We start from the raw sequence: 23,155 nt of genomic DNA, 5'->3' as shown, positions 1-23,155 counted from the left end.
ACCTTCTCGGTATCTCGTTTTATGCACCGCCGCCCTTGGCCGGCGCGCCGGGAATTCGCGATTTCCAGGTCCGGAGGCCATTTTCCTCGAACGCGATGCGGGAGCAGGACAGGCCTTTCTGCTCCAGCGCGGCAATCAGCGGATAGCGGTGAAACGGGCGGACGAAGAAGATGAAGTAGCCGCCGCCGCCGGCGCCCAGCAGCTTGCCGCCGACCGCGCCATTGGTTTTCGCAAGGTCATAGATCGCATCCAGTTCGTCGGAACTGATGAGCGAACTCAAGCGGCGCTTGGCGTGCCATGCCTCGTCGATCAGGCGCCCACACTCCAGAAGCTGGCCGCGCAGCAGATGATGTCGGATCTCGCGGGTCACTTCCTTTTGCTTGGCCGCAGCCGCGACGGCGTCGCTGGTCTCGTGCTGCTGCTTCTGGTCGCGGTGGATAGAACCGGAATCGTGGTTGGCGCCGGTGTAGCAAAGCACCAGGCTTTCCTCGAGCTCGGCGACGATATTGGGCTCGAGGCGAAGCGGAACGATGGTGTTCTGCTCGGACGAAAACTCCATGTGATTGAAGCCGCCGAACACGGTGGCGTACTGGTCCTGCCAGCCGCCGGGAATATTGAGCATCAGCCGTTCGGCCTGAAAGGCCATTTCCGCGATCTCGTGGCGATCCCACCGGTCGGAACGGAATTCGTTGAAGCAGCCGATGATGGCGGACGACACCACCGCCGAACCGCCGAGGCCGGAGCCAACCGGAAAATCGGCCGAAACGTCGAGATCGAAGCCATAGGCCGGCTGGATCAGGCGGATTACCGATTTGATCAGCGCCAGTTGGCCTTCGCTGCCGAGGCCCGCGAGATTTTCAGCTTCGACCGTGCAGCGAAAATCATGCGAGTAGATTCGGATCCGGTTGTCGTTGCGCCGGCGCAGCGTCGCATGCGCGTACATCGCAATGGTCGCGTTGATGACGGAGCCGCCGTCATTGTCGACGAAATAATGCGTGAGGTCGGTGCCGCCGCCGGAGAAACTGATGCGGACCGGCGAGCGGGCGCGCGCGAATACTTCGCTCTCTTCGCCGAGATTGAACAGATCGCGGCTGAACACGTCCACAAGCCGCCCGTCGGCGTCGAGGATCGGAACGACGTGGACCCGCTGGTCGAGCAGCTTGAGAATCTGTTCACGGGGCGCACCGGCGCGCGCCCATACAAAGTTGCGGTTGATGCAGCTTGCCACCTCGCCCTGGATCGATATTCCCGTCAGCAGCCGCCGGCGGATGTCGCCGTCCGTGACAGCGCCGATCACACGCCCCTCAGCGTCACGGGCAAACAGGATTCCGAGCATGTTGGCATTGAGCCGCTGGAATGCCTGCTCGATCGTGTCGCTCTCGGCGATGGTAAGGTGGCTCTTGTCTGGCAATTTGGCGGGTCCAAAGCGGCAACCGGTTCCGGTTTTGGCCCGGAAACGCCTATATTTTCGGGTCGTTAGATACGGCAGGGGGGCAGATCGCGCAAGGCTTCCATGGAGTGGTGAATCTGGACCGGCTGTGCTATCGCAGCGCGGGGATTGACCTACTTCGGCGGTGGTCGGCGCCACGCGTCCGGCTTATCGCCAGATTGGCGCCGGCGGGGACTATCCGTCGAGTCTGGGGTCAAAGAGCAGGTTCGATCGCGTGCAAGCTTCTGAACAATTGTCGCGGCCCGGGCTGGCCGAACCGACGCCCGGCCGAGCGCTGCCGCTTGTGACCCATCGACCAAGCCCGATCTTTTTCGCGGCGATCTTTGGCTGGACCATGGCGGCGGTGGCAGCGGTCATGGTGGCCATCGTGCGGTGGCCGCTGGGAAGCCCGCACTGGTTCGTTTTCATCAAGGCGTTCCTGCTGCCGGGCGCGGTCATCGCCTGCGCAACGTTGTTCACCGTGCGTCACGCGGAGCGCGGCGGTGCCTACAGCGCGCTCCTCGTTTCAACGATGGCGGTGATTTTCCTCCCGTGCCTTGCCTGGTTGAACGGGCCTTTGGCTGACGCTGTCACCTATCCGCTGTTTGTCGGTCTATTGGCCGCGGGTCTCGTGCAGACGGCATCCGCGATGCGCGCCGCACCCGTCGGCAAGTGGATCTTCCCGATTGCCTATGGTTGTCTTTTCGGCTTCGGCTATTTCCTGGTGATCAATTCCCGTGCCTACGCGTCGGTCCTCACGCCTGAACTTGCGCTGACGGGAATCCACCAGCTCGACACGATTTTTCACGCTTCCATCGCCAACATGCTCGTGAAACAGGGTGCGCTGAGCACCGGCCTCGATGGATTTGTCCCGATCGAGTACCACGTGCTATCTCACATCTGGCTGGGTTGCGTCAGTCTTTGGCTCGGTGTGCCGACGCTGGAAGGGTACGTTATTGGCGGGCAGGTGATCGCGGTTCCGATTCTCATGTTCTGTCTGTCGCTTGCGATTCACTTGTTTCGCCGACCTGCAGATGGCCCGCAAAACGGCACCCTCATCACGCTGGGTTCTCTGCTGCTTCTCTTTGTGGCGGACGTATGGGGATGGACGTCCTATCTGGTTTCCGAGTCCTATTGTCTATCGCTGATTTTGTTTCTGTTGAGTCTGCCGTTGTTGGCGGAGATTACCGATCCTGATCGACGAGACCGCTTCGGCTTGCAGCTCTCAGCGCTCGGCATCGCGGTCTTGCTGGCTCTGCTTTCGAAGATTTCCGTTGGTACAATTCTGTTGGGCGGCGTCGGCTTCATATTGTGGCGGCGAATGGGAATGACGCTCTCGAGCCTAATCAAGTTGGCCGTTCCACTTCTCCTGATTGGAATAATTGCGATCGCGATCATATCCCCGGGCGCGGGTATGCTAGTGCGAGCGCTCGACCCGTTTGCCTTTGCGCGGGAGCATCCGCGCGGAGCCTGGCCGAATATCGCGGCAAGCCTTGTGTTGCTTGGCGCTGCCCTTCAAACATGGTGGCATGGCACTTCAAGGGACAAGAGATGTGCTGAAACGGTTGCCGTTATCGCGCTGGCTTGCATCGTTCCCGCTATCCTGATCAATGTTCCTGGCGGATCGAGCTACTATTTCGCCAATGTCGGGACCTGGACGGCGATCGTGTTTATATGCGCCTACGGCGGGCCATTCCTCGAAAGAACGTTCCCCAATCCCCTCCTAGCCGCATCTTTTCTCGCCGGAATCCTGCTCGTTGGGTTTTTGACCGATGAAAAGAGGAAGAGTGCGTACAGGGTTGGCGCCATGCTTGCCGAACTTCAGGCGAGGATTCGGCTCGTTACCGGAGAAAGCCCCGGCGCAGAGATGACGACGACCGGCCAACGCCTCGTCGCTCTCCTGACGCCGGGGCATCCGGCTCGCCACGCGCTGGCGAACGACGTGAAGCGTACCCCTGGCGGACAGGCCAGCGACGCCTTGCTGGCGGCCGGAATCACAGGGGCGCGTCATGCAGCGGTATTCGTGCCGCCCGACAACCTGGCCTTCTGGAATATCGGGGTGGAATGCCGCGCCGATCCGTTCTTCATCCCTGCGATCGTCGGCGCGCCCATGCTGAAGGGACTGAATCCGCTTGGTCTCAATTGCCCCAAGGAGCCGTACTATGGCTTCTCCAGTTACAAGGACGCCAATTCCGAGCCATTGAGCGACCAGCAACTCTGCGGCCTGGCGAGACCCTGGAAGATCGACACGGTATTCGTACTCGAGACTCCTGCCAAAGTCCGAAAGATTCGCTGCAGCGAAGCCGGCCTCCGATAGTCATCTCAAAACTTCGACGGCTCCCAGCCGATCGCGATGAGCTTGGTGGGAGGGGCCACCAGCGGCCGGCCGATCCGCTCCCAAATCGCGCCTTGGCCAGCGGCCTTCATAGCCGCCTCGATCCAGCTTTCCGGTACAGACAACAGCCAGGGCGATTTGCCGAGGCTGCCGCGATAACGTGCGATGAGATCTGCCACCGTCACCGGCGTCGGGTCGGAGACAATGAAGGTCTCTTCTCGCGCGCGGGGATTGCTCAGTGCGGTCTCGACGGCCGAGTTGAAGTTCTGGATCGACAGTACGGATCGTCGCGCAGACAACGCCCCAAACGGAAGCGGGACCGGCAGACGGGACAACCGATGAACAACCGCGAAGTTTCCTTTCTCGCCCTCTCCGTAAATCACGACGGGACGCAGGATTGTGAATGAAATGCCCGCCGCATGGATGGCCTGTTCGGCGGCAAACTTGGACCGTCCATACGCATTGTTTGGAGTTGGAAAATCGTTCTCGGTCAGTTCATGATCCGCATAAGAGCCGGATTGGGCGGCGATCGAGGAAACAAACACCAGATGTTTCTTGCCGTTGCGGGATATTGCTCGGGCGAGCGTCGACGTCGCGCGATGATTGACGCGATCGTAAACGTCGTCGCCGGCATATTTGTGAGCGATGCCTGCAAGATGAACCACGGAATCGCATTGTTCGAGCAGGGGCTCCCAGTCGAACAAATGCGAGAGGTCCGGGAGCGGAACGGCGATGATGTTCGGATTCTCGAAACTGGATGCCGCTCGTGAGGCGGCAATCACGGTGTATCCTTGGGTGGCGAGATAAGGAACGAGATGCCGCCCGACGAACCCGCCGGCGCCTGTCACAAGCACCCGGGGCTTTGCTTTGTCGCGGCCGCGCTGCGAGTCGGAGGCGGCGTGCAACTGCGCGCCTGCCGCATCGTGAGCAGGTATGGGTTGTGAGGTCATCAGGCCGGGGACACCTGTTGCTGCCGGAATTTCCGCTGCATCTCTGAGTTTGAAATGTAATGCGACTGAGCCCCAATATAGGCCTGCGAAGCGCCTTGGGGCAATTGAGCGTTGACCGACCTTTCTCCAAGGCCGGCGGCCCGAAGCGAGCGAGTAACGGCATGCCAACCCGGCGCACTGGAACGGGTATTTGTCGCCCCGGCGGTCGTATTATTGCCTCTCGGCCGAAATTTTGGCCCCGGGATATCGCCTTCAGCTTCCGACAGACGCAAGCGCCGTTGCAATTTCCCGAGATTCTTGGCAACGCGTGCCGAGGTCGTGAAATCTGGCCACCCCGCCTGAGCGCCCTGAAGGGTTGGCTGCGGCCGATGAGGCGGCTAACGTGCATATAGACTGTTATCGGAACAAGGCTCCCTATGATCAGATTCGGCTTGCTCGGATGCGGGCGTATCGCAAAACGCCACTCGGAACTTCTGGGCGGCAATCATATCGACGGAGCCAAGCTCGTTGCCGTTTGTGACCCCGTTCGCAACCGCGCCGACGCGATCGCCTCGAAGTTCGGCGTGCCTGCCATCTATGATATCGACGACTTCCTCGCCCGGAAGGACATCGATGCCGTGACGGTGCTGACGCCGAGCGGAATGCATCCCGCCCATGTCATCGCTTGCGCGAAGGCCGGAAAGCACGTCGTCGTCGAGAAGCCGATGGCGCTGCGGCTGCAGGACGCCGACGACATGATCCGTGCCTGCGACGAAGCCGGCGTCAAGCTTTTCGTCGTCAAGCAGAATCGCTTCAACGTTCCCGTGGTGAAGGCCCGCGAGGCGCTGGAGGCCGGCCGCTTCGGCCGCCTGATTCTCGGCACGGTCCGGGTGCGCTGGTGCCGCGACCAGGCCTATTACGATCAGGATGCCTGGCGCGGCACCTGGGCCTATGACGGCGGCGTGCTCTCCAACCAGGCCAGCCACCATGTCGACATGCTGGAATGGTTCTTCGGCGATGTCGTCAGCGTTCATGCCCGTGCCGTCACGGCGCTGGCAAAGATCGAAGCCGAGGACACGGCGGTGGCAACCCTGAAGTTTCGCAACGGCGCGCTCGGGATCATCGAGGCGACGACGGCCGTCCGGCCGACCGACCTCGAAGGATCGCTTTCGATTCTCGGAGAAAAGGGAACCGTCGAAATTGCGGGCTTCGCCGTCAACCAGATCCGGCACTGGCGCTTTGTCGAAGAGCTTCCGTCCGACAAGGACGTGATCGAGAAATTTTCCGTCAATCCGCCGAATGTCTACGGCTTCGGCCATCAGGCCTACTACCAGCACGTGATCGACTGCCTGGTGAACCAACGGTCGGCGCTCGTCGACGGCCTTGAAGGACGCAAGAGCCTGGAACTGATTTCCGCGCTCTACGAATCGATCGAGACCGGCGCCGAGGTGCCGCTTCGCTTCGCGCCGCGGCTGGGCCGGCTTGGTGTCGTCTCGTGAACCGGCCCGAGATACATCAGGCCGGCGTGCGTGACGTTGATTTCGGCACGGGCGTCAAAATCGTCGAGCCGTGCAATCTCTACGGCTGCAGGATCGGCGACGACTGCTTTGTCGGGCCATTCACCGAGATCCAGAAAGGCGTCGTGATCGGCGCCCGCACGCGGGTGCAGTCGCACGCCTTCATCTGCGAACTTGTCACCATCGGCGAAGACTGCTTTGTCGGCCATGGCGTGATGTTCGTGAACGATACGTTCTCGACCGGCGGCCCGGCCCGTGGCAACAGGGAATTGTGGCGGGAGACCGTGATCGGCAACCGTGTCTCGATCGGCTCCAACGCCACGATCATGCCGGTCAGGATCGCCGACGATGTCGTGATCGGCGCGGGCGCGGTGGTAACCAGGGACATCACGACCTCAGGGACTTATGCAGGCAATCCGGCGCGCCGGCTGCTGGCGGAGAAGTAGGAAAGACGACCCGATGCCGGTGCCTTTTGCGGATCTGCAACTGCAGTATCAGACCATCAAAAGCGAGATTGACGGCGTGATTGCCTCGGTCATCCGCGACAACGCTTTCATTCGCGGGCCCTACGTCGATGCCTTCGAACGGGAGTTCGCCGCGGCCGTAGACGTCAAGCATTGCGTCTCCTGCGCCAACGGCACCGATGCGCTGTATCTCGCGATGGCCGCGCTGAAGGTCAAGCCGGGTGACGAGGTGATCACCACGGCGCATTCCTGGATCAGCACTTCGGCGATGATTACGCACGCCGGCCGCCACCGTGGTGTTCTGCGATACCGACGGCGCTACGTTCACGATCGATCCGGCGGCGATCGAGGCCGCGATCACGCCACGCACCGTCGGCATTATTCCGGTTCATCTGTACGGGCAGCCGGCGGACATGGACGCGATCATGGCGATCGCGCGCAAGCACAAGCTCTGGGTGATCGAGGATTGCGCGCAGGCGCACTTGGCTCGCTATAAAGGCCAGCAGGTCGGCACCTTCGGCGCAGCCGCGACCTATTCGTTCTATCCGGGCAAGAATCTCGGCGCCATGGGCGATGCCGGCGCCGTCGCGACCAATGACGACGCATTGGCTGAGCACATGACCATGCTGGCGCGACACGGCGGGCTGGTGAAGCACCAGCACCACATCGAGGGCATCAACAGCCGGCTCGACGGCATGCAGGCAGCGATCCTGTCGGCCAAATTGCCGCACTTGGCCCAGTGGACAAGGGCGCGGCAGAACGCCGCGAAATTCTACGATGCCGGCCTCAACCAGATCGAGGACGTCGTCGTGCCGCAGGTCGCGTCCGACCGCACCCACGTCTATCATCTCTACACGATCAGGCACCCGCGCCGCGACGCGCTGGCCGCGCACCTGAACGCCAACGGTGTGCAGACGGCGATCAATTATCCCACCGCGCTGCCGTTCCTCGCCGCCTACGCGCGCTTCGGTCACCGTCCCGAGCAATTTCCCAATGCATCCAGCGATCAGGGAAAAATCCTGTCGCTGCCGATGTTCGCGGAGATCACGGAGAAGCAGCAGGGTGAAGTTATCGAACTCATCCGCAAGTTCTGAGACGAGGCGGGCGGACCTATCGCTCGTCGGCGATCACCTTGCCGTCGTTTGGCAATGAGCCTTCGGCGACGAGTTCCACCTTGCCGCTGAGCTTTGTCACGGAGCGCAGCGTCGCGACCAGTTCGTCCTGAAGGTTTCCGCTCGGCGCCGCCGTCTCTGCTTTCAGCGTCATCAGGTCGCTCTCGCCTGATCGCGTCACGACGAGGCGCAAGCGTCCGAGTTCGGGATGGCGCTTGCCGATCTCGGCGATCTGCTCGGGGCGGACGAACATGCCCTTGACCTTGGTGGTCTGGTCGGCGCGGCCCATCCAGCCCTTGATGCGCATGTTGGTGCGTCCACAGGGGCTTGCGCCCGGCAGCGCCGCCGTGAGGTCGCCGAGCGCGAGGCGGATCCAGGGATGCTGCGGGTCGAGCGAGGTGACGACGATCTCGCCGACGTCGCCGAGCGCGACGGGATCGCCGGTGCCGGGACGCACGATCTCCATGATCAGGTCCTCGTTGACGATCATGCCTTCGCGTGCCGGCGTTTCGAACGCGACCATGCCGAGATCGGCGGTGCCGAACGCCTGGTAGGCGTCGATGCCGCGCGACTTGACTTCGTCCTGCAATGACTTCGGGAAAGCCGCGCCGGAGACCAGCGCGCGCTTGATCGAGGAAACGTCGCGCCCGGCATTCGCGGCGGCGTCGAGCAGGATCTTGAGGAAATCAGGCGTGCCGCTATAGCCGACCGGGCGATAGGCCTCGATCAGTTCGAACTGCTGCTCGGTATTGCCGGGGCCGGCCGGAATCACCGCGCATCCCAACGCTCGCGCCGAGGCATCGAAAATGAAGCCGCCGGGCGTCAGATGGTAGCTGAAGGTATTGAGCACCACGTCGCCGGGCCGGAAGCCCGCCGCAAACAGCGCCCGCGCCCCGCGCCATGGGTCCGCATGGACAGGCTCGGGCTCGAAGATCGGGCCCGGCGAGGTGAATAGCCGCGCGAACGACCCCAAAGGCCCGGCCACGAACCCGCCGAAGGGCGGCGCGGCCTTGTGCAGGGCAGGGAGCTCCGATTTGCGCAGCACCGGCAATTTAGCGAGTGCGGCCCGGGTGGTCACGGAAGCGGGATCAATACCCTTCAAACGCTCGGCATAGGCCGGCGCGGCGAGCGCCTTGCGCAGCACACCTGGAAGCCGGGAAAACAGCTCCGCCTCGCGTTTGGCCGGCTCGCGCGTTTCAAGGGCGTCGTAATGGTCGGTCATGGCTGCTGCCTTGGATTTACATCGATTGCGCGCCGCCTCTGACGTGCTATCAGACGGCTTCCGGTGTTGGAGATATTCCAGGGAACCCGATGGCTGAAACGCATACCGCTGCGGCGGACACACCGGATTCGGTCGATATTGTCGCGAGGCTGAAGCTTCGCATGATCGAGCGTTGCCTGCCGCTGTGGTCGACCGAAGGCTGGGACGACGAGGCGGGCGGCTTTGTCGATCGGCTCGATCGCGACGGTCGCGCAGACCGCCTGGCGCCGCGCCGGGTTTTCGTGCAGGCGCGCCAGATCTATTGCTACGCCAAGGCGGCGCAGATGGGCTGGTATCCCGAGGGCCGCGCGATCGCGCTGCAAGGACTGGAGCACCTGCTGGCGAAAGCGAAGGCTCCCGACGGCAAGCCCGGCTTTGTGCACACGTTGAAGCCTGACGGGACGGTGCTGGACCCCGCTGCGCGATTCCTATGACCACGCCTTCGTGCTGCTGGCGCTGGCAACCGTCTACGCGTTCGATCGCGATGCGCAGATCCGCGCCGAGATCGATGCGCTGTGTCACTTTATCGAAACGCAACTCCGCTCGCCGCACGGCGGAGTTCACGAAGGATTGCCGGTGTCGCTGCCGCGACGGCAGAACCCTCACATGCATCTGTTCGAAGCGATGATCGCGGCGTTCGACGCGACGCACGACACCGTGTTCCAGAACAGGGCCGGGAATTTCTTCAGCCTGTTTCTGGCCAATCTCTACGACAAGCAGCGGCAGGTGCTTGGCGAGTATTTCGAGGAAGATTTTTCGAAGATCGAGCCCGTCAGCGTCGAGCCTGGACATCAGGCGGAATGGGCGTGGCTGCTGAAGGGCTTTGAACGCATCACCGGCTGTCCGACCGGCCGCTACCGCGGCGAATTGCTGGCGTCGGCGCTGCGCTACCGCGACGAGGCGACCGGCTGCCTGGTCGACGAAGGCGACGCAGGCGGCAACGTCAGGCGGCATACGCGCCGGCTGTGGCCGCAGACCGAAATCGCCAAGGCGTGGATCGCGCAGGCCGAGGCGGGCGAGGCGGGCGCCGCGGATGAAGCGCGCGCGGCGCTCTCGCGGCTCGAACGGCATTATCTCAGCCATCCCGTGGCGGGCGGCTGGTACGACCAGTTCGATCGCGACGGCAACTCGCTGGTTGCCACTATCCCTGCGTCGTCGTTCTACCACGTGCTTTGCGCGGTCGCGGAAGCGGAGCAGGTGATCGGCTAAATGATGATTCTTGTTTTGACGCGTTTTCTTCACGCGAACTGGTCTCCACCTCGCTCGAAAACGCTATGCGTGCTCACAGCCATCGTTTTCGACGCTTGAAGCTTTTCAGGTTCTTGAAGCTTTTGCGCTGGTCGCCGGCGCCGCCGAGGTAGAATTCCTTGACGTCCTCGTTGTCGCGCAATTCGTCTGCCGTGCCGTCGAGCACCACCTTGCCCTGTTCCATGATGTAGCCATGGCTCGCGACCGACAGCGCCGCGCGCGCATTCTGCTCCACCAGCAGGATGGTGACGCCGAGGTCGCGGTTGATCTCCTTGATGATCGCGAACACCTCCTTGACCAGGAGCGGGGACAGGCCCATCGACGGCTCGTCCATCAGGATCATCTTGGGCCGCGCCATCAGCGCGCGGCCGATCGCCAGCATCTGCTGTTCGCCGCCGGAGAGATAGCCGGCAAGCCCGGTGCGCTCCTTCAGCCGCGGGAAATATCTGAACACCATGTCGATGTCGGCGGCGACCTCATTGTCGGTTCGGGTGAAGGCGCCGAGCTTCAGATTCTCGATCGAGGTCATGTCGGAAATGATCCGGCGGCCTTCCATCACCTGGAAGATGCCGCGGCGGACGATCTTGTCGGGGTCGATGCCGTCGATGCGCGCGCCGTCGAAGACGATTTCGCCGCGGACGACTTCGCCGTCCTCGGTCTTGAGAAGCCCTGAGATCGCCTTCAGCGTCGTTGACTTGCCGGCGCCGTTGGCGCCGAGCAGCGCCACGATCGCGCCCTTCGGCACGTCGAGGCTGAGGCCGCGCAGCACCAGGATGACCTTGTCGTAGACCACCTCGATGTTGCGGACGCTGAGGAGCGGGGCGGCGGCTTGTGCCGCCGTCGCGGGACGATTGATTATGGTTGCTTCAGTCATGTCGTGATCCTGACGTCGTCAGTAGAACCCACCGCTGTCATCACCCGCCTTGTGCGCAATTGCGCACTGGGGCGGGTGATCCAGTATTCCAGAGGCGGTTGTGATCCACCGAGAAGCCGCGGCGTACTGGGTCCCCCGCTTTCGCGGGGGACGACAGCCGAATGCGTTCGGCGCCTCTCGGCAACCTCTACTTACCAGCCGAGCCACTCGGGCTTGCGCGGCAGGTCGATCGTCTTCACCTTCTCCATCTTGATACCGCCGTTCTTGACGAGATCGTTGAGGGGAGCGTCGGTCGCGCCGGCGACCTTCATGCGATAGAGATCAACCTTGAGCGTGCCGCGGTGATCCGTCTCGGTGAAGGTCGAGGGATTGCAGATGCCTTCACCGCCGGCGGGCACCCAATCCTTCTTCTGGTAAAAACCCTTCTTGACGTTCTCGCCGGTGGCGCCGCCATTCTTGGCGGCCCATTCGACGGCTTCCTTCATGTAGAGCGCGGTGCAGACGCCGGCGATGTAATGCACGGGACGGTAGGCGGTACCGGCCGCGTCCGACATCTTCGAGATTTCCATGAAGGTCTTCATGCCGGGCGCGTTGCCGCCCCATGCCACCGCGGTGCGCAGCGGGAACACCACGCCATCGGCGGAAGCACCGGCGGCTTTCGCGGCGTTCTCATCCATGCCCCAGACGTTGCCGAGGAACTGCACGTCGACGCCGGCCGCCTTGCAGGCATTGAGCACGGAGATATTCGAGCCTGCGGTGTTGCCGAGATAGGCGTAGTTCGCACCCGAGCTCTTCAGGGTCAGGCACTGCGCGCTGTAGTCGCCGGGCGTCAAGGCGAACACGATCGGCTGCAGCAGTTCGAAGCCGAGTTCGGCGGCAATCGCTTCACCCGCCGCCTTCGGCGCGTTCGGATAGGGGTGGTTGGCGCCCATGTGAACGAACTTCGGCTTGCCGGGCTTGCCCTTGGACTTCCAGTCCTCGGCGGCCCAGGTCAGCATGCCGCGAACCGCGTCCGAGTAGCTCGGGCCGTAGAAGAAGTTGTAGGGGGCAGGCTTGGCCTTGCCGCCCGCGCCGGTCGGATCGGAGAGCGCCGCGGCATAGGATGCCGAGATATCGGGGATCTTGTCCTGGGCCAGGAATCCCGTCAGCGCTTCGGTGTCGGCGGTGCCCCAGCCGAGGATGGCGGCGACCTTGTCGGAGCCCGACCATTTCTTGTACTGGGCGATGGCGCGCGGCACCTGATAGCCGTAGTCGACGGTGTCGACATTGACCTTGGCGCCGTTTATGCCGCCGTTCTTGTTGATCCACGCATAGGTGTCAGCGACACCTTGTCCGAACGACGTTCCGACGTCCGAGGTGGGACCCGAATAGTCGGCGAGATGCCCGAGCGAGATCGGCGCCTGAGCCGATGCCGCGGTGCCACCCAACAGCAAAGCGAGCGAGGCTGTGCTCAACAGAGTCTTCATCGTCATGGACATAGTCCTCCCGGTTATTTCTCGAGGTCTTCTTGTTGTCCGTCCCGTTCCGACCTCAATGCGAGAACGGGTAGAGTTTCCAGTATGCCTTGATCTGCCGCCAGCGATGCGCAAGTCCGTCCGGCTCGAACACCAGAAAGACGATGATGATCACGCCGATGGCCATCTCGCGCAAGAAAGCGATGTTGTTCTTTAGTCCCAGAAATTGATCGATCGGACTGTCGCGCAGCGCGACGCTGAGCCATTCCATCGATTCCGGCAGCAGCACCATGAACGCTGTGCCCATCAGCGTGCCCATGATCGAGCCGAGTCCGCCGATGATGATCATGGCCAGGAAGATGATCGAGCGGTCGATGCCGAAACCTTCGTTGGAGACCACCTGATTGTAGTGCGCATAGAGCGCGCCGCCGACGCCGGCAAAGAAGGCGGCGAGGCCGAACGACAGCGTCCGGTACTTGGTCAGGTTGATGCCCATGATCTCGGCGGACAGATAATGGTCGCGTACCGCGACCAAGGCGCGCCCGTCGCGCGAACGGATCAGGTTCGTCACCAGCAGATAGCAGACGATGACGTATGCCAGCACGACGTAGAAATACTGTTTATCGCCGCGCAGCATGTAGCCGAAGATCGAGAACGGTTCGGCGCTGGCGGGAACGCTGCCGCCGGTGAACCATTCGGCGCGGGCAAAGAAGTCGAGCAGGATGTACTGCGCCGCCAGCGTCGCGATCGCGAGATAAAGTCCCTTCAGCCGTGCGGCGGGCAGGCCGAAGATCAGGCCGACGGCCGCCGTCACCACGCCCGCGAGCGGAATGCAGAAGAAGACGGGAATCCCGAACCGGTTCGAGAGGTAAGCCGACGTGAAGGCGCCGAAGCCGAAGAAGGCGGCATGGCCGATCGAGATCTGGCCGGTAAAGCCGACGACGATGTTCAGCCCAAGGGCTGCGATGCCGAAGATGCCGATCTGGATCAGCAGGCTGAGGATGTATTCGTTGACGATGTGCGGGGCAAAGCAAACCAGCACGATGCCTGCGATCAACGCGTTGCGGCTGGTCGTAGTCGGAAACACGGTGGTATCCGCCGCATAGCTGGTGCGGAAGTCGCCGGCGGGAATGAGGGTCTGGCCTGCCATGATTGCTTACACCCGCTCGATGTCTTTGGTGCCGAACAGGCCATACGGCTTGATCATCAGGATAATGATGAGCGCATAGAACGGCGCGATCTCGTAGAGATTGCCCCAGTGCAGATACTCACTGTCGAGAAAATGCGCGACGTTTTCCAATAGTCCGATGATGATGCCGCCGAGCACCGCGCCGCCGACGCTGTCGAGGCCCCCCAGAATTGCCGCTGGAAACACCTTGACGCCGTACGCGGACAGCCCGGCCGAGACGCCGTTGACGACGGCGACCACCACGCCCGCGACAGCGGAGACGGTCGCCGAAATCGCCCAGGCCATCGCGAACACGCTTTTCACGGAGATACCAAGCGACTGCGCCACCTGCTGGTTGAACGCGGTGGCGCGCATCGCCAGACCATATTTGGAGAGGCGGAAGAACCACGCCATTCCCACCATCATCGCCACCGAGACCGCGAGGCTCATCAGATAGACGGTCTGTACCTGCAATCCGAGGATATTGATGTTCTGGGTCTGGAAGATGCGCGGGAACGGCTGCAAATTGACGCCGAACATCCATTTCATCAGCGCCGAAAACACCGTCGACAGCGCGATCGTCACCATGATCACGGAAATGATCGGCTCGCCGATCATCGGGCGCAGGATGACGATCTGGATCGCGATACCGAACAGGAACATGAAGACCAGCGTGATCGGCATGCCCAGATAGAACGGCACCTGATATTTGGTGAGCAGCCACCAGCACACCCAGGCGCCCACCAGCAGCAGTTCGCCCTGCGCGAAGTTCACCACCTGCGTCGCCTTGTAGATCAGCACGAACGACATCGCGACCACGCCATAGAGCGTACCGACCACGAGGCCGTTGACCAGGAGCTGGATCAGGAGCTGGGTGTTCATGTTGTCTCACTGAACTTGCAATTCGTCATCGCCGGGCTTGACCCGGCGATCCATCGCCTGAAGAAGCGCTTTTTCGGAAGAGGATGGATGCGCGGGTTAAGCCCGCGCATGACGACCGGATTTGTGGCGATGTTGGTTGGCAACTCCATCATTCCGCGGCCTCCGCCATGGACGCAGGCGCGCCGAGATCGACCACTCTCAGCGTGGTGCGGATGCGCTGGGTGGTGCCGTCCTGGAAACGGATCACCGTGTCGACCGGAATGTCGCTCTTGCCGCCGTAGATCGCGTCGATGATGTCGGCGTATTTTTCGTTGATGACGCTGCGGCGGACCTTTCGGGTGCGCGTCAGTTCGCCGTCGTCGGCGTCGAGTTCCTTGTAGAGCAGCAGGAAGCGCGAAATGCGCTGCGCCGGCGGCAGCGTGGCGTTGACGCTCTCGACCTCCTTGCGCAACAGCGCGTAGACCTCGGGGCGCGAGGAGAGGTCGGTATAGGTCGTGAACGAGATGCGGTTCTTCTCCGCCCATTTCGAGATGATCGAATAGCGGATGCAGATCATCGCTGCCAGCGTATCGCGGCCGGCGCCGAGCACCACGGCTTCGGCGATGTAGGGCGAGAACTTCAGCTTGTTTTCCAGATATTGCGGCGAGAAGCGCTCGCCGCGCGAGGTCTCGGCGAGATCCTTGATGCGGTCGATGATGACGAGTTGCTGGTCGTCGTTGAAATAGCCAGCGTCGCCGGAATGCATCCAGCCATCCTTGATGTCGGCGACCGAGGCTTCCGGATTCTTGTAATATCCCAGGAACATGTTGGGGTGGCGCACGACGATTTCGCCGACGCCGTTCACGTCGGGATTGTCGACGCGGATTTGGATATCTTCGGCCATCGGCACGCCGGTCGTATCCGGATTGACCTTGCCAAAGGGATGCAACGTGTAGGCCCCTAACAGTTCGGTCTGGCCATAGAGGGTGCGCAGCGGCACGCCCATGGCCCGGAAGAACTTGAAGGTATCCGGCCCGAGCGCGGCGCCGCCGGTCGCGGCCGAGCGCAGCCGGGTGAAGCCCAGCCGGTCGCGCAGCGCGCGGAACAACAACTGGTCGGCAAACATCGAACGCTTGCCATGGGCGAGCGCCGAAAGCCCGGTCTTCATGCCGACGTCGAAGAGTTTTTGCTTGAGCGGCGAGGAGTCCATCACGCCAGCGCGCACATCGGCCGCGATCGATTCCCAGAGCCGCGGCGCGAACAGCACGAAGGTCGGCGCGATCTCGCGGAAATCGTGCATCATCGTCTCGCGGGCTCTTCGACGAAGTTGACCTTCATCCGGCAGATCAGCCCTTTGCCGAGCGCGTAGACCTGTTCCATGATCCAGGGCAGCGGCAGCACCGAGACATATTCGTCATCCGGCCCCTTCGGATCGAAGGCCAGATAGGTCGCGCAATGTTTCAGCACGCGTCCGGCCGCCAGCATCGCCAGCTTGGGATTGGCCGTGGTGCCCGAGGTGGTGCAGAGGATCGCGACATCTTCGCCCTGGGTGGCGTCGACCAGCCGGTCGTAGATGTCAGGCTCGCGCGACGCGCGGTCGCGGCCCATAGTGGCGAGCTTTTCGGCCTCCATCAGGCGCGGGTCGTCATATTTCCGCATGCCGCGCGGATCGGAATAGACGATATGTTTGAGGTTGGGCGCGCGGTCGGCCAGCGCCAGCAGCTTGTCGACCTGCTCTTCGTCTTCGGCGAACACCAGCTTGGCGTCACCGTAGCTGAGCAGATAGGCCGCTTCCTCGTCCAGCACGTCGCGGTATAGGCCGATGCTCATGGCGCCGACGGCATGCGTTGCGATTTCCGCCGCCACCCAGTCCGGGCGGTTATCGCCGATGATGCCGATGACGTCGCCACGCCCAAGACCCAGTTCGACCAGGCCGAGCGCGAAATCATGCACGCGCGTCTGATAGTCGTTCCAGGTGAAGACGCGCCACAGCCCGAGATCCTTTTCGCGCAACGCGATCTCGCCGCCGTGCTCTTTCGCATTGAGGCGCAGCAGCTTCGGAAAAGTGTCGGCCTGGGCGACACGTCCGGCGTAATCCATCATGCCGCGCACTCCGGAGCGGCGGGCTTGTCGTCGGGGTCGACGAGGACCTCGTCCTCTTCACCGAGATAGGCGCGCTTCACATGGGGATCGGCGAGCACGGACGCCGGATCGCCCTCGGCGATCTTGCGGCCGAAATCCAGCACCATGACGCGGTGGGAGATGTCCATCACCACGCCCATGTCATGCTCGATCATCATCACGGTCATGCCGAACTCTTCGTTGAGATCGACGATGTAGCGCGCCATGTCCTCCTTTTCCTCGAAGTTCATGCCGGCCATCGGCTCGTCGAGCAGGATCAGCTGCGGCTCCAGCGCCATGGCGCGGGCGAGCTCGACGCGCTTGCGCAGGCCGTAGGGCAGGGTGCCGGCGGTCGCCTTGCGCACCGACTGCAGGTCGAGGAAGTCGATGATCTCCTCCACCTTGCGGCGGTGCTCGAGTTCCTCGCGCCGCGCGCCGGTCAGCCAGTAGAGCGAACCGGTGATGAAATTGTTCTTCAGGAGGTGGTGCCGCCCGACCATGATATTGTCGAGCACGCTCATATGATGGAACAGCGCCAGGTTCTGGAAAGTGCGGCCGATGCCGAGCCGGGGCCGCGCGTTCGGATTGAGGCCGGTGATGTCCTTGCCGCGGTAGAACAGCTGGCCTTCCGTCGGCTTGTAGCGGCCGGAAATGCAATTGACGATTGAGGTCTTGCCGGCGCCGTTCGGGCCGATGATCGAGAACAATTCGCCCTCGTTCACGCCGAAGGAGACCTCGGTCAGCGCACGGACGCCACCGAAGCGCAGCGAAACCCCGCGCACTTCCAACGTGTAAGCCACTCATTCCCTCCAGATACGGCGCTTGAGCGGCGCTCTTTATCTATCGTTTGCAATCGCATGCGATCCTACATCGGCGGTGACGGGCAAGCCATCCGACTATCGGTACCGGCCGATGCCCGTGTCACGCGTGGTAGCGTCGCACCCCCGCCGCGCCATAGGCCGCGCGTATCGAGGTGGCTCTCCTTAGGGCAATGCGATAGTTTGAAATGTCTTTTGCCTGACAATTGGTCAGGAAATTTCGTCGGGCTGCGCTTCTGTTGCAGTGCAGCACGAGAGTCGACGGGGACGCGACGGTCGATGCGATCATGATTGCTGCGGATTACCTCAAGCGCATCGCGGCGTGGTCGCGCGAACTGAACGAACGGGAGATCGAGGTCGCCCGTGCCGGCATCGTGGAGAAATCCTATCGTGCCAATGAGCATATTTTCTTGCGCGGCGACGCCTTCGACTACTGGACCGGCATCGTCACGGGCCTTGCCCGGATGAGTACCGTTTCGAGCGGCGGCAAGGCCGCGACTTTCGCCGGCCTGACGGCAGGCGCCTGGTTTGGCGAGGGCTCGGTGCTGAAGAGCGAGCCGCGCCGCTACGACGTGGTCGCGTTGCGCGATACCAGGCTGGCGCTGATGGACCGCAACACCTTCTTCTGGCTGTTCGAAAACAGCGTTGCCTTCAACCGCTTTCTGGTCCGGCAACTCAACGAGCGGCTCGGCCAGTTCATCGGGGCGCTGGAACATGGCCGCACGCTGGATGCGACCGGTCGCGTCGCGCGCTCGATCGCCTCGCTGTTCAACCCGATTCTCTATCCGGACATGACGCGTCATCTGGAGATCACCCAGGAAGAGATTGGCGCCTTGTCAGGCCTGTCCCGGCAGAATGCCAACCAGTGCCTGAAGCGGCTGGAGAAGGAGGGCCTGCTTCGGCTGGAATATGGCGGGGTGACAATCGTCGACCTCGAAAAGCTGCGCGGTTACGGCGAGTAGGACCGGCATCGACGCCCTCTTGAAATTGAGCGAGGGCACCATGTTGCCGATCGCTCGCGATGTTGTGTTCACATGCGATACGGTGGCGTATTGAAAATAGAAACTGCAAGTGGTAATGATACGGTACCGTATCAAAATTTGCTGAAGCGGTTTGGAGACCACAGCCAGCCGGAGATGTCCGATGAGCAGGCAGGATCAGATAAACCTTTTGAAGCGGCTGCTGCATTACGTGGAGACCCGGACCACGTCGATGGCGGACAGCCCCTGGCGCAACGAGGTGTCAGTCTACACGGACGCTGGGCGCCTGGCCGAGGAACAGCGGGTTCTGTTTCGCAAGCATCCGCTGGTCATGGGTTTCGCTTCGGACTGGTCCGCGCCGGGGAGTTTCAGCACCGACGACCATGCCGGCTTGCCCATTCTGATTGTGCGGGGACGCGACGGCAAATTGCGCGCATTCCTGAATGTGTGTCGCCATCGAGGCGCCAAGGTAGCCCAGGGCTGCGGCAAGGCGCGGCTGTTCTCGTGCCCCTATCATGCCTGGACCTACGATCTCGCAGGCCAACTGATGGGCATTCCCGACGAGCGCTGCTTTCCTGACGTGCGCAGCGAACGCGCATCGCTCGTCGAACTGCCGCTGTGTGAAAAGCACGGTCTTGTATGGGTGATCCCGACCGCGGACGGTTCGACGAATTTCGACATCGATCCATGGCTTGGGGGGCTCGCGGAGGAGCTCGCTTCGTTTGGGTTTGCGTCCTGGTCGTTCTACGACCGGCGCCTGATTCCGGAGACCATGAACTGGAAGATCGTAGTGGATACGTTCAACGAGGGCTACCACGTCGGCTTCCTGCACCGTGATTCCCTGCGCGACGTCTTGCATGGCAACGTGACCGATTTCGAGGCGTTCGGTCTCAACCACCGCCTGACGTTTCCGCGCAGGAAACTCGAGCGGCTCAAGGCCGAGCCTGAGGACAAATGGGATTTGATGTGGAATACGACGCTGGTCTATTCGCTGTTTCCCAACACCGTTCTCCTCGTGCAGGGCGACCATGTCGAACTCGCGCGGGTGTTTCCCGGCGAGGGACGCACGGATCGCTCTGTCATGGACCTTGGGCTTTACGTGCCGAAGGCGCCGAGCACCAAGGAAGAACGCATCCATTGGGACAAGAACATGCAGCTCGTCCTCGATGTTGTAACGGGCGAGGATTTCCCGACCGGGCGCAGCATTCAGATCGGCCTGACTTCGGGCGCGCAGACGCACACCGTCTACGGTCGCAACGAGCCGGCCATGATCCACTACCATCAGTCGATGCGGACGGCGCTCGGCCTAAGAGGCTGAAATTAACCGACTTTCGGATTAGACTCTGTCTCGGGCGAATGCTATGGCCTGCGCCGCGCAGGGATCCGGCGCAGCCGAGACGTGGAGCTTAACGCTTGGGGTTTAATTGTCGCCCGGGCCCGTCTGGCAAGCTCTTGGAGAGACTATGACGGCTCAAAATCCAAAGCGCGTTGCGCTGATCACGGGCGTCACCGGCCAGGACGGCGCCTATCTTGCCGAATATCTGCTCGGCCTCGGCTATGAGGTCCACGGCATCAAACGGCGGTCGTCCTCGTTCAACACCGCGCGCATCGATCACCTCTACCAGGATCCGCATTCCCGCAATGTGCCGTTCCTGCTGCATTACGGCGACATGACCGACTCGACCAATTTGATCCGGCTGATGCAGCAGATCAGGCCGACCGAGATCTACAACCTCGCCGCCCAGAGCCATGTCGGCGTCAGTTTTGAGAGCCCGGAATATACCGCCAATGCCGACGGCATCGGCGTGTTGCGGCTCCTGGAAGCGATCCGCATTCTCGGCATGGAGAAGGAGACGCGGTTCTATCAGGCGTCGACCTCGGAACTCTACGGTCTGGTCCAGGAAGTGCCGCAGAAGGAGACCACGCCGTTCTACCCGCGTTCGCCGTACGGCGTCGCAAAGCTGTACGGCTACTGGATCACGGTCAATTACCGCGAGGCCTACGGCATGTTTGCCTCCAACGGCATCCTGTTCAACCACGAAAGCCCGATCCGCGGCGAAACCTTCGTGACGCGCAAGATCACGCGCAGCGTCGCCCGCATCGAAACCGGCCTGGAAGACACGCTCTATCTCGGCAACCTCGATGCCAAGCGCGACTGGGGGCATGCGCGCGATTATGTCGAGGGCATGCACAGGATATTGCAGGCCGACGCACCCGACGATTTCGTGCTGGCGACCGGCGAAACCCGTTCGGTACGCGAGTTCGTCGAACTGGCATTCGCCGAAGTCGGCCGCAGCATCGAATGGCGCGGCAAGGGCGTCGACGAGACCGGCGTCGACAAAAAGTCCGGCAAGACCCTGGTCAGGATCGATCCGGTCTACTTCCGGCCGACCGAAGTCGATCTTCTGGTCGGCGATGCCAGCAAGGCGCGCGAGAAGCTCGGCTGGCAGCCCAGGACGTCCTTTACCCAACTGGTCAAGGAAATGGTCGGAAGCGATCTCGATGACGCCCGGCGGGAGGTCGCCAATGGCAAGCCTGCCGTTTGAGCTGACAGGCAAGACGGTCTACGTCGCCGGGCATCGCGGCATGGTCGGCTCCGCGCTGGCGCGCCGGCTGGCGGCGGAAAATGTCGAACTGCTGACGGCGAGCCGCAGCGAGGTCGATCTGTGCGATCAGGCCGCTGTCAACAAATGGTTCGCCGCCAGGCGCCCGCAGGTGGTGTTTCTCGCCGCCGCCAAGGTCGGCGGCATCGTCGCCAACAACACGCTGCGCGCCGAATTCCTCTACGACAATCTGGCGATTGCGACGAATGTGATCCATGCGGCGCATGTCAACGGCGCCGAGAAGCTGATGTTCCTCGGCTCGTCCTGCATCTACCCGAAGCTGGCGCCGCAGCCGTTGCGCGAGGACAGCATGCTGACGGGGCCGCTGGAGCCGACCAACGAGCCCTATGCGATTGCCAAGATCGCCGGGATCAAGATGGTGGAGGCCTATCGCAGCCAGTACGGCGCCGACTTCATCAATGTGATGCCGACCAATCTATACGGCAGTGGCGACAATTATCATCCCGAATACAGCCACGTCGTCGCCGCCCTGATCCGCCGCTTTCACGAGGCGAAGATGTCTGGCGCCAGTGAGGTCGTGGTCTGGGGCACCGGCACGCCGCGGCGCGAATTCCTCTATGTCGACGATCTCGCGGATGCCTGTATCCATTTGATGAAAACCCATTCCGGCGATGAGCTGGTCAATATCGGGACCGGCGAGGACATCACCATCGCCGAATTCGCCCGCGTGGTCGCGGCGACTGTCGGCTATACCGGCGAGATCAGCTTCGACACGTCACGGCCGGACGGCACGCCGCGCAAGCTGCTCGACGTCAGCCGGCTGGCCAAGCTCGGCTGGCGTGCCTCTACCTCGCTCGAGGACGGCATCAGGCTCGCCTATCAGGCGTTCTTGAGCGAGACGAAGTGACGCGGTGAGCCTTCCGGCTCCTACTTAAGAATATCTGTCGGCTTCGCGACGCCGCGCGGATAGGATGCCCGCATCCAGGCGTGCCGCAAGAGCCGCCGGTGTCTCGGAGGAAGCATAATGAAATTTCAGCGTCGTCAATTTCTGCAACTCGCAGCCGGTGCGGCTGCGCTTCCACTTACATCCGGAAACGCAAGCGCGCAGGCCTATCCGTCGCGGCCGGTTCGCCTTGTGATCGGCTATACGCCCGGCGGTTCGGCGGACCTCACCGCGCGCCTGATGGGACAGTGGCTATCGGAAAAGCTCGGGCAGTCCTTCGTGATCGAAAACCGGCCGGGCGGCGGCACCAATATCGCGACCGAGTCCGTGCTGCGCGCCGCGCCCGACGGCTACACGCTGCTGCTGGTCGCGCCGGCCAACGCCATCAACGCCACGCTCTACGACAAGCTGCCGTTCGATTTCATGAAGGAGATGGAGCCGATCGCCGGCATCATTCGCTTTCCCAATGTCGTGGTGGTGCATCCGTCACTGCCTATCAAGTCGATTCCCGAACTGATCGCCTATGCCAAGGCCAATCCCGGCAAGCTCAACATGGCGTCTTCCGGGAACGGGTCGACGATCCATATGTCGGGCGAGCTGTTCAAGATGCTCACCGGCATCAACATGCAGCATGTGCCTTACCGGGGAGGCGCGCCGGCACTCACCGACATGCTGTCCGGCCAGATGCATGTCATGTTCGATAATCTTCCGACCTGCGCCGAGCACGTCAAATCCGGCAAGCTGCGCGGGCTTGCGGTCACCAGCACTACGCGCTCGGACGTGCTGCCGGATTTGCCGTTGGTCGCAGATTACCTGCCGGGCTACGAGGCGAGCGCCTGGTATGGCCTCGCAGCGCCAAAGGGCATGCCGCCAGAAATTGTCGACAAGCTGAACAAGGCGGTGAACGAAATCCTCGCCGATCCCAAGGCAAAGGCACGCTTTGCCGAGATCGGCGCCATCCTGCTGCCGGGCTCGCCCGCCGACTTCGGCAAGCTGGTGGCGGACGAAACCGACAAATGGGGCAAGGTGGTCAAGTTCGCCGGCGCCAAGGTGGAATAGGGAGTAACACAGCTAGAG

General features: G+C 62.3%; 17 protein-coding genes and 3 pseudogenes. 11 read left to right on the top strand and 9 right to left on the bottom strand.

Annotation, left to right across the window (positions count from 1 at the left end; genetic code table 11):
- Nucleotides 1-19: 19 nt before the first annotated feature.
- On the bottom strand, nt 20-1,411 hold the full coding sequence (locus V1293_RS13100; protein ID WP_334510065.1) for a GHMP family kinase ATP-binding protein: 1,392 nt from the start codon (nt 1,409-1,411) through the stop codon (nt 20-22).
- A gap of 163 nt (nt 1,412-1,574) precedes the next feature.
- On the opposite strand from V1293_RS13100, the gene V1293_RS13095 reads away from it, so the two are divergent.
- Nucleotides 1,575-3,746, top strand: coding sequence for a hypothetical protein (locus V1293_RS13095; RefSeq protein ID WP_334510063.1), 2,172 nt, complete (start codon nt 1,575-1,577; stop codon nt 3,744-3,746).
- 5 nt (nt 3,747-3,751) lie between these two features.
- Here the strand turns inward: V1293_RS13095 and V1293_RS13090 are convergent, their stop codons facing one another.
- Nucleotides 3,752-4,714 (bottom strand): NAD-dependent epimerase/dehydratase family protein, encoded by a 963-nt coding sequence (locus V1293_RS13090; RefSeq protein WP_334510061.1) that lies wholly within the window; start codon nt 4,712-4,714, stop codon nt 3,752-3,754.
- 416 nt (nt 4,715-5,130) lie between these two features.
- On the opposite strand from V1293_RS13090, the gene V1293_RS13085 reads away from it, so the two are divergent.
- From V1293_RS13085 to V1293_RS13070, 4 genes and pseudogenes are all read left to right on the top strand, one after another.
- Complete coding sequence (locus tag V1293_RS13085; RefSeq protein ID WP_334510059.1) at nt 5,131-6,192, top strand: Gfo/Idh/MocA family protein; 1,062 nt, start codon at nt 5,131-5,133, stop codon at nt 6,190-6,192.
- Nucleotides 6,189-6,656, top strand: coding sequence for an acyltransferase (locus V1293_RS13080; RefSeq protein ID WP_334510057.1), 468 nt, complete (start codon nt 6,189-6,191; stop codon nt 6,654-6,656). The genes V1293_RS13085 and V1293_RS13080 overlap by 4 nt, the downstream gene beginning before the upstream one ends.
- A pseudogene (locus tag V1293_RS13075) lies at nt 6,616-6,900 on the top strand (DegT/DnrJ/EryC1/StrS family aminotransferase); the annotation flags it as partial. The gene V1293_RS13080 and the pseudogene V1293_RS13075, both read left to right, overlap by 41 nt.
- Nucleotides 6,901-6,967: 67 nt before the next feature.
- Nucleotides 6,968-7,768: a DegT/DnrJ/EryC1/StrS family aminotransferase gene (locus V1293_RS13070; protein WP_334510055.1), complete on the top strand. Its 801-nt coding sequence runs from the start codon at nt 6,968-6,970 to the stop codon at nt 7,766-7,768.
- A gap of 16 nt (nt 7,769-7,784) precedes the next feature.
- On the opposite strand, the gene V1293_RS13065 is transcribed toward V1293_RS13070, so the two are convergent.
- Nucleotides 7,785-9,008 carry a phenylacetate--CoA ligase family protein gene (locus V1293_RS13065; protein WP_334510053.1) on the bottom strand — a complete coding sequence of 408 codons (1,224 nt, stop codon included), beginning with the start codon at nt 9,006-9,008 and terminating at the stop codon, nt 7,785-7,787.
- 89 nt (nt 9,009-9,097) lie between these two features.
- Between V1293_RS13065 and V1293_RS13060 the strand changes: the two are divergent.
- Nucleotides 9,098-10,256, top strand: a pseudogene (locus tag V1293_RS13060) (AGE family epimerase/isomerase).
- Nucleotides 10,257-10,329: 73 nt separating this feature from the next.
- On the opposite strand, the gene V1293_RS13055 reads toward V1293_RS13060, so the two are convergent.
- From V1293_RS13055 to V1293_RS13030, 6 genes and pseudogenes are all read right to left on the bottom strand, one after another.
- The gene (locus V1293_RS13055) at nt 10,330-11,169 is read right to left on the bottom strand and encodes an ABC transporter ATP-binding protein (protein ID WP_334510051.1); all 840 of its coding nucleotides are present in this window, start codon (nt 11,167-11,169) and stop codon (nt 10,330-10,332) included.
- Between the two features lie 191 nt (nt 11,170-11,360).
- On the bottom strand, nt 11,361-12,641 hold the full coding sequence (locus V1293_RS13050; protein ID WP_334510050.1) for an ABC transporter substrate-binding protein: 1,281 nt from the start codon (nt 12,639-12,641) through the stop codon (nt 11,361-11,363).
- 58 nt (nt 12,642-12,699) lie between these two features.
- On the bottom strand, nt 12,700-13,773 hold the full coding sequence (locus V1293_RS13045; RefSeq protein WP_334510049.1) for a branched-chain amino acid ABC transporter permease: 1,074 nt from the start codon (nt 13,771-13,773) through the stop codon (nt 12,700-12,702).
- Between the two features lie 6 nt (nt 13,774-13,779).
- Nucleotides 13,780-14,673, bottom strand: a complete 894-nt coding sequence (locus V1293_RS13040; RefSeq protein WP_057858252.1) for a branched-chain amino acid ABC transporter permease — start codon at nt 14,671-14,673, stop codon at nt 13,780-13,782.
- A gap of 148 nt (nt 14,674-14,821) precedes the next feature.
- Nucleotides 14,822-16,755 (bottom strand): annotated as a pseudogene (locus V1293_RS13035) (long-chain fatty acid--CoA ligase).
- The gene (locus tag V1293_RS13030; RefSeq protein ID WP_334510044.1) at nt 16,752-17,573 is read right to left on the bottom strand and encodes an ABC transporter ATP-binding protein; all 822 of its coding nucleotides are present in this window, start codon (nt 17,571-17,573) and stop codon (nt 16,752-16,754) included. Before V1293_RS13030 ends, V1293_RS13035 begins: the two are co-directional and overlap by 4 nt.
- 305 nt (nt 17,574-17,878) lie before the next feature.
- On the opposite strand from V1293_RS13030, the gene V1293_RS13025 reads away from it, so the two are divergent.
- From V1293_RS13025 to V1293_RS13005, 5 genes are all read left to right on the top strand, one after another.
- Entirely contained in the window at nt 17,879-18,553 is a 675-nt protein-coding gene (locus V1293_RS13025) for a Crp/Fnr family transcriptional regulator (protein WP_334510041.1), read from the top strand.
- Between the two features lie 181 nt (nt 18,554-18,734).
- Nucleotides 18,735-19,889, top strand: coding sequence for an aromatic ring-hydroxylating oxygenase subunit alpha (locus tag V1293_RS13020; RefSeq protein WP_334510039.1), 1,155 nt, complete (start codon nt 18,735-18,737; stop codon nt 19,887-19,889).
- Nucleotides 19,890-20,034: 145 nt separating this feature from the next.
- On the top strand, nt 20,035-21,117 hold the full coding sequence (gene gmd, locus V1293_RS13015; protein ID WP_334510037.1) for a GDP-mannose 4,6-dehydratase: 1,083 nt from the start codon (nt 20,035-20,037) through the stop codon (nt 21,115-21,117).
- Nucleotides 21,098-22,042 (top strand): GDP-L-fucose synthase, encoded by a 945-nt coding sequence (fcl, locus tag V1293_RS13010; RefSeq protein ID WP_334510035.1) that lies wholly within the window; start codon nt 21,098-21,100, stop codon nt 22,040-22,042. Before gmd ends, fcl begins: the two co-directional genes overlap by 20 nt.
- 117 nt (nt 22,043-22,159) lie before the next feature.
- Nucleotides 22,160-23,137, top strand: a complete 978-nt coding sequence (locus tag V1293_RS13005) for a Bug family tripartite tricarboxylate transporter substrate binding protein (protein ID WP_334510032.1) — start codon at nt 22,160-22,162, stop codon at nt 23,135-23,137.
- Nucleotides 23,138-23,155: the final 18 nt, after the last annotated feature.

Source organism: Bradyrhizobium sp. AZCC 1693 (assembly GCF_036924745.1).
Lineage (GTDB): Bacteria > Pseudomonadota > Alphaproteobacteria > Rhizobiales > Xanthobacteraceae > Bradyrhizobium.
The sequence above is the reverse complement of the archived record's forward strand: the minus strand, read 5'-3'. Positions and strand labels throughout refer to the sequence as shown.